The organism is Bacillus cereus group sp. BfR-BA-01524 (assembly GCF_022662595.1).
GTDB classification, from domain to species: Bacteria; Bacillota; Bacilli; order Bacillales; family Bacillaceae_G; genus Bacillus_A; species Bacillus_A thuringiensis_S.
Window position 1 is genome coordinate 125,734 of sequence record NZ_JAKUDW010000002.1, and the last position, 6,021, is coordinate 131,754.

The window sequence follows — 6,021 nt, forward strand, 5'->3', positions numbered from 1 at the left end:
AAAAAGTAATTTTGCAAATATAGAATGTTAATACAGCCGCTAAGGAAAATTAGCGGCTTCTTTTTAAATAGGAGGGATTTTTGTATGAATAGGATCTTAACGATTTTACTTGCAATAATTGTAATGGGATATTCTATTTATAGCTGGAATGATGATTCAAAACAGAGTGTACTAATTTTACAAACGCTTTTAGGGTTTATGTTAGTTAACTTAGGTGTGCAAAATTTAAAAAATAACGAAAAAGAAAATAGAAGTATAGGGATTGCTTTACTACTTGTGGCTTTGTTTTTAATTGTTGTATCTTTAATAAAATATTTTGTATGAATAAGTTTTTGAATTAATAAAAAGTGATTATTTATTGAATCCCCCTCACAATAAAAAGTTAAAATTCTACTTGTATTTCACTATATAAAATATGGCATAATAATTTAGTTAAAATAGAAATGGATAGGATATTTGAGAGGGGCAGTATAATGAGTTTTGCAATTGAAATAGTAATAAAAGCACCATTGGATATTGTATGTGACTACATAATAGAAGATGAAAAAATAAAAGAATGGAATACGTTTATAATAGAAAATCGCTATCCTTCAAATATGGATAAAGAGAATCCACGTGTAGGAGATAAATATATTACTGTTCAAAAAGTCGGTAAGAAAATATTCGAGGCTGAAGTAGAAATCCTTGAATACGATGCACCGCATATTATTTCACTTGGTAGTGAAATGAAGCAAGGATATTCAGCAATGACTTATATGTTAGAAGAAGATGAGGAAGGTACAGCACTAACATTAATTTCAGAATATGAACCTAGTAATTTTTATTATAAAATGATGTATAAGTTAACAGGCTGGATTTCACGAGGTTTAACTATGGAACAAATGGAACGTCTAGCAGAATGTGTAGAAGCTGCTTATCATAAAGAAGATTGATATTAAAAATATATTAAGGTAAAAGCGTTACTCAATCTCATGAGTAACGCTTTTACTGTTTGAAGATTTTTCATTGAAAATCTTAATAGCTCTTTCATATATTTCTTTATCAATACAAAACTTTTTTGTTATCCAATAAGTAAGTTCAGGAGTGCTAAGGATATGTTCCATTTTCTCATCTGCGAAATATTGCTTTAATACATTCCCATTAATAGAAGTTGGGACCCTGTCAACATAACCGAAAATCTGAATCTTTTTTAATACAGGAGATGTACGCCAATCATTAGATTTTATAATTTATTTTTTCATACTTGTTAATTGTATCGGTTCTGTAATTAAGGTTTTTGTTGGACCAGGATCTCTAGTAATATGAATTTCCTTATTTGATACTTGATAAGTGAAAGTTTCTCTTACAGTACTTACTTGAAATGATTCATAAAGTGGGTAAGCTTGGAATAAGGGTGCACAATAACCAACATCAACATAATAAGGTTGGTCTAAGTTAACCCGTAAGCATAAATGTCCGGGATCCATATACATATAATGAACATTAAAACCAAGATTTGATAATAACCAATGGAATCCAATTGAGTGCGTCCAACAAGTACCCCCGAGACCTTTTGTTGTAATACGGTTTATGTATGTCTCAATGTAAGGAAAATAATCCTCTGTTTCATTACCTTTTCCCAGTCAATTATTTTAGTAAGCGTTTCCCACTTTACCTTTTCTTGATGAGCTTTAATAAGCTCATTTAAAAACTTTAAGCTAGTAGGTTGTTTTGTAGCACCTAAAAACGATAGAAACTTGTTTACAAGTTTTTCTTGTGACATGTTCTTATCCTTTCTATATAGTAGTTTGTATTAAGAATATTATACAATTAATATCAGAAAATACAGTTATTAATAGGTTAGGAGAGAATTGTATGTCAATGTCGCTATATTATAAAAAAATCCGTGAGCAATTAGGACATGAACTAATATTCATGCCAAGTGTAGCTGCTGTTATAAAAAATGGGCAGGGAGATATTTTGTTTCAATATCCTGGCGGGGAATACTGGAGTTTGCCAGCTGGAGCAATTGAACTTGGTGAAACTCCAGAAGAAGCGGTAGTTCGTGAAGTGTGGGAAGAAACGGGTTTGAAAGTGCAAGTAAAAAAACAAAAAGGGGTATTTGGAGGGGAAAGGTTCCGTCATATATATCCGAATGGCGATCAAGTAGAATATATTGTTGTTGTGTTTGAATGTGAAATTACTAGTGGAAAACTGAAATCGATAGATGGTGAATCTTTAAAACTACAATATTTCTCATTTTCTGAAAAGCCTACTTTAGCACTACCATACCCAGATAATATATTTTTATAGATGTAAAATAACACACCTTACTTATTGAAGGTGTGTTATTTATATAACCCGGTCGTATACATCTCCGTTAACGTATACACAATTTCCTCTAAGTTAATCTTTTTATCATTTTGCGTAATAGTCCAAAGAAACGATTCATTCATCGCGAACCAACCGCGTGCTACAATCTCTTTATTTAAATTAGGTTGTGCTAATCCACTTTCTTGAGAGTATGTAATATCCTGTTTAATACTTGTTATAAAACGTTCCCGAATCTCATCCCATTTTTGACGTATTTCTCTTGATAATCCTATCGCTTCTTCTACAACTTGCAAAATAGCTTGTTCTTCATCTGCTAATTGCAGGAATGCTCTAACTTGATTTTGGATCATTATACGTGCTTCTTCTTTTGTTTGTGGAGAAAAAGAGCGCTCAGCGATATTATAAAAACGATTCATAACATCTTCCATTAAACTAATTAGGAGATCATCTTTGTTTTTGAAGTATACATATGCTGTGCCGTAACCGGTTTCTGCATGTTTAATAATTTGTGTAATTGTCGTTTTTTGAAATCCGTTATTTATAAAAATAGTGTAACCAGAGTGTAATAGTTTCTTCTTCGTTTCTAAGGAGCGGTGTTTTCTTGATGAAAGAGTAGAGTTTTTCAAAGAACCACCTCTTTATACTGAAATGTCTGAAAATATAACTGTATTGTAAAAGAAGTTCATATATAAAGTCAACTGACATAATATCATTGACGTTATATCAATTAAGGTGATATATTTCAATTAGTTAGAATAAAAAGAAAATTAAGAGAAGGTGACACCATGTATAAAGAACCATTTCAACCAACTTATGAGTATGCGCTTGAATGTGATAAACATGATGAACTGAAAGATTTTCAAACTGAATTCTATAAAAAAGAAGGTACTATATATTTAGATGGAAACTCATTAGGGCTACTTTCAAAAAGAGCAGAGAAATCATTACTTACGTTGCTAGATTCTTGGAAAGACTATGGAATTGACGGCTGGACAGAAGGTGAGCACCCGTGGTTTTTTCTTTCAGAGAAATTAGGTAAACTTACAGCCCCTCTTATTGGAGCTTTACCCGAAGAAACTATTGTAACGGGTTCTACGACTACGAATATACACCAAGTTATTGCGACATTTTATGAACCAAAAGGAATACGTACAAAAATACTTGCGGATGAATTAACTTTCCCGTCAGATATTTATGCACTTCAAAGTCAAATTCGTCTAAAAGGATTAGATCCAGAGGAGCATCTAGTAAGAGTGAAAAGCCGAGATGGTAGAACACTTTCTGAAGAAGATATTATTCATGCGATGGAAGATGATATCGCTTTAATTTTATTACCTTCTGTTTTATATAGAAGTGGTCAAATTCTGGATATGAAACGTTTAACAACGGAAGCTCATAAACGCGGCATTCATATCGGATTTGATTTATGCCATTCAATAGGATCTATTCCGCATCATTTCAAAGATTGGGATGTCGATTTTGCTGTTTGGTGCAATTATAAATATTTAAATGCAGGACCGGGTGGCGTTGCAGGAATTTATGTAAATAATAAACATTTTAATAGACTACCAGGGTTGTCTGGATGGTTTAGTTCTAGAAAAGATAAGCAGTTTGATATGGAGCATACATTAACAGCGGCTGATCATGCAGGTGCTTATCAAATTGGTACACCTCACGTTTTAAGTACAGCACCATTAATTGGTTCACTTGAAATTTTCAAGGATGCTGGTATTGAGCGTTTACGTGAGAAATCTTTACATATTACGAGGTACATGCTGAATTTAATTGGACATGAATTAAAAGATTTCGAATTTACAATTGGAAATCCATTAGAGGATGAAAAACGAGGCGGGCACATTTATTTAGAGCATACAGAAGCAGCACGTATATGTAAAGCGCTAAAGGCAAATGGAGTAATCCCAGATTTTAGAGCACCAAATGGAGTGAGACTCGCGCCAGTCGCTTTATATAACACATACGAAGAAGTGTGGAAATCTGTACAAATATTAAAGAAAATTATGGAAAATGAAGAGTATAAGCAGTTTGAAAATAAGCGAGAGGTTGTGGCATAAGTATGAAAACATCAGAATGGATTGATATTTCACAACCGCTAAATAATAATATTGCAACGTGGCCAGGAGACACACCGTTCTCGTATGAAGTTTCATGGTCAAAAGAAGAAAGTGGCTCGGTAAATGTCGGAAAGTTAACGATGAGTATTCATACAGGCACTCATATTGATGCACCATTTCATTTTGATAATGATGGAAAGAAAGTATTGGATTTAGATGTTCAAGTGTATGTTGGCCCAGCACGGATTATTGACGTTTCTAATCTTGAAAGCATCGGGAAAAAGGAATTAGAAAGCTTTCATTTAGAAGGTGTAGAACGATTATTATTACGTACATCTTCACATGGAAAAGCTGAAGAATTTCCAAATGTGATCCCTCATTTACGTGCAGACATAGCGTCGTTTCTTTCAGAGAAAGGTATTCGTTTAATCGGAGTAGATGTACCATCAGTTGATCCGCTAGATGATAAAGAATTAGCAGCGCATCATCAATTATTTAAACATGGAATTCATATTTTAGAAAATGTCGTACTAGATCATGTAGCAGACGGTGATTATGAACTTATTGCATTACCACTTGCATTAACTGATGCAGATGGAAGTCCAGTTCGAGCCGTTATTAGACCAATATAAGTAGAATCATATAAAAGGGGCGTTTGGCTAATATGAAAGAAAATGAAAAAGTAATTATGGAAAAAGGGATTCATACGGATTTTAAAGAGAATATGACGTATGGGGAGTATTTACAATTAGATAGTTTACTATCTTCTCAAAAAAGATTATCGGACCATCATGATGAAATGTTATTTATCGTTATTCACCAAGCAAGTGAACTTTGGATGAAGCTCATTTTACATGAGCTAAATGCGGCGATTGAATCTATTAAACAAGATAAATTACAACCAGCTTTTAAAATGTTAGCACGTGTATCAAAAATTCAGTCTCAAATTATTCAATCTTGGGATATTCTAGCGACATTAACACCATCAGAATATATTGAGTTTCGTGATTCACTCGGTCAAGCTTCAGGTTTTCAATCGTATCAATACCGTATGATTGAGTATGCACTTGGCTATAAAACGCCACACGCATTAAAAATTTATGAAAAGGATCCAGAATTACATGCACGACTTCATAAAGCGCTACATGCACCAAGTCTATATGATGTCGCAATTCAAGCATTAGTAAAAGAAGGATTCCCTATTCATAAAGATGTGTTAAACCGTGATATTACGCAACCTTACGAAGAAGATGCAACAGTAGAAGCGGCGTGGTTAGAAGTGTATGCGGATGTGAAAAAATATTGGAATTTATATCAGCTTGCTGAAAAATTGATTGATATTGAAGACTGGCTACAACAATGGCGTTTCCGTCATATGAAAACAGTAGAACGAATTATTGGACATAAAATGGGAACAGGTGGATCCTCCGGTGTTTCTTATTTAAAACGAGTACTTGATCAACAATTCTTCCCAGAGCTTTGGAATGTTCGTACGAAATTATAAAAATAAACCTGTCAGTCCATTATGACTGATAGGTTTATTTTTATTTGAGCACAATTATGTTTAAAATGAAGTAACAAGATATAATAAATGGAGTAACTATTTAAATGGAGGTAAAGTTTTTGGATTTCAAGC

Annotated in this window: 7 protein-coding genes and 1 pseudogene; 6 read left to right on the forward strand and 2 right to left on the reverse strand. The window is 33.2% G+C overall.

Features of this window, described 5'->3' with window-relative positions; all coding sequences use genetic code 11:
* Nucleotides 1-84 precede the first annotated feature (84 nt).
* On the forward strand, nucleotides 85-324 hold the full coding sequence (locus tag MR170_RS01570; RefSeq protein ID WP_242306918.1) for a DUF3953 domain-containing protein: 240 nt from the start codon (nucleotides 85-87) through the stop codon (nucleotides 322-324).
* A 149-nt stretch (nucleotides 325-473) separates the two neighbouring features.
* Entirely contained in the window at nucleotides 474-932 is a 459-nt protein-coding gene (locus tag MR170_RS01575) for an SRPBCC family protein (RefSeq protein WP_043935593.1), read from the forward strand.
* Between the two features lie 27 nt (nucleotides 933-959).
* On the opposite strand, the pseudogene MR170_RS01580 reads toward MR170_RS01575, so the two are convergent.
* Nucleotides 960-1,762, reverse strand: a pseudogene (locus MR170_RS01580) (arylamine N-acetyltransferase).
* Nucleotides 1,763-1,854: 92 nt separating this feature from the next.
* Here MR170_RS01580 and MR170_RS01585 point away from each other — a divergent pair.
* Nucleotides 1,855-2,292 (forward strand): NUDIX hydrolase, encoded by a 438-nt coding sequence (locus MR170_RS01585; RefSeq protein ID WP_016081327.1) that lies wholly within the window; start codon nucleotides 1,855-1,857, stop codon nucleotides 2,290-2,292.
* A gap of 35 nt (nucleotides 2,293-2,327) precedes the next feature.
* Here the strand turns inward: MR170_RS01585 and MR170_RS01590 are convergent, their stop codons facing one another.
* Nucleotides 2,328-2,939, reverse strand: coding sequence for a TetR/AcrR family transcriptional regulator (locus tag MR170_RS01590; RefSeq protein ID WP_048564767.1), 612 nt, complete (start codon nucleotides 2,937-2,939; stop codon nucleotides 2,328-2,330).
* Between the two features lie 159 nt (nucleotides 2,940-3,098).
* Here MR170_RS01590 and kynU point away from each other — a divergent pair, with 159 nt between their 5' ends.
* The 3 genes from kynU to kynA are packed head-to-tail and all read left to right on the forward strand — an operon-like array spanning nucleotide 3,099 to nucleotide 5,889.
* Nucleotides 3,099-4,385 carry a kynureninase gene (kynU, locus tag MR170_RS01595; RefSeq protein WP_242306920.1) on the forward strand — a complete coding sequence of 429 codons (1,287 nt, stop codon included), beginning with the start codon at nucleotides 3,099-3,101 and terminating at the stop codon, nucleotides 4,383-4,385.
* A gap of 2 nt (nucleotides 4,386-4,387) precedes the next feature.
* The gene (gene kynB, locus MR170_RS01600; protein WP_016081330.1) at nucleotides 4,388-5,017 is read left to right on the forward strand and encodes an arylformamidase; all 630 of its coding nucleotides are present in this window, start codon (nucleotides 4,388-4,390) and stop codon (nucleotides 5,015-5,017) included.
* Between the two features lie 32 nt (nucleotides 5,018-5,049).
* The gene (gene kynA / locus MR170_RS01605; protein ID WP_000661957.1) at nucleotides 5,050-5,889 is read left to right on the forward strand and encodes a tryptophan 2,3-dioxygenase; all 840 of its coding nucleotides are present in this window, start codon (nucleotides 5,050-5,052) and stop codon (nucleotides 5,887-5,889) included.
* Nucleotides 5,890-6,021: the final 132 nt, after the last annotated feature.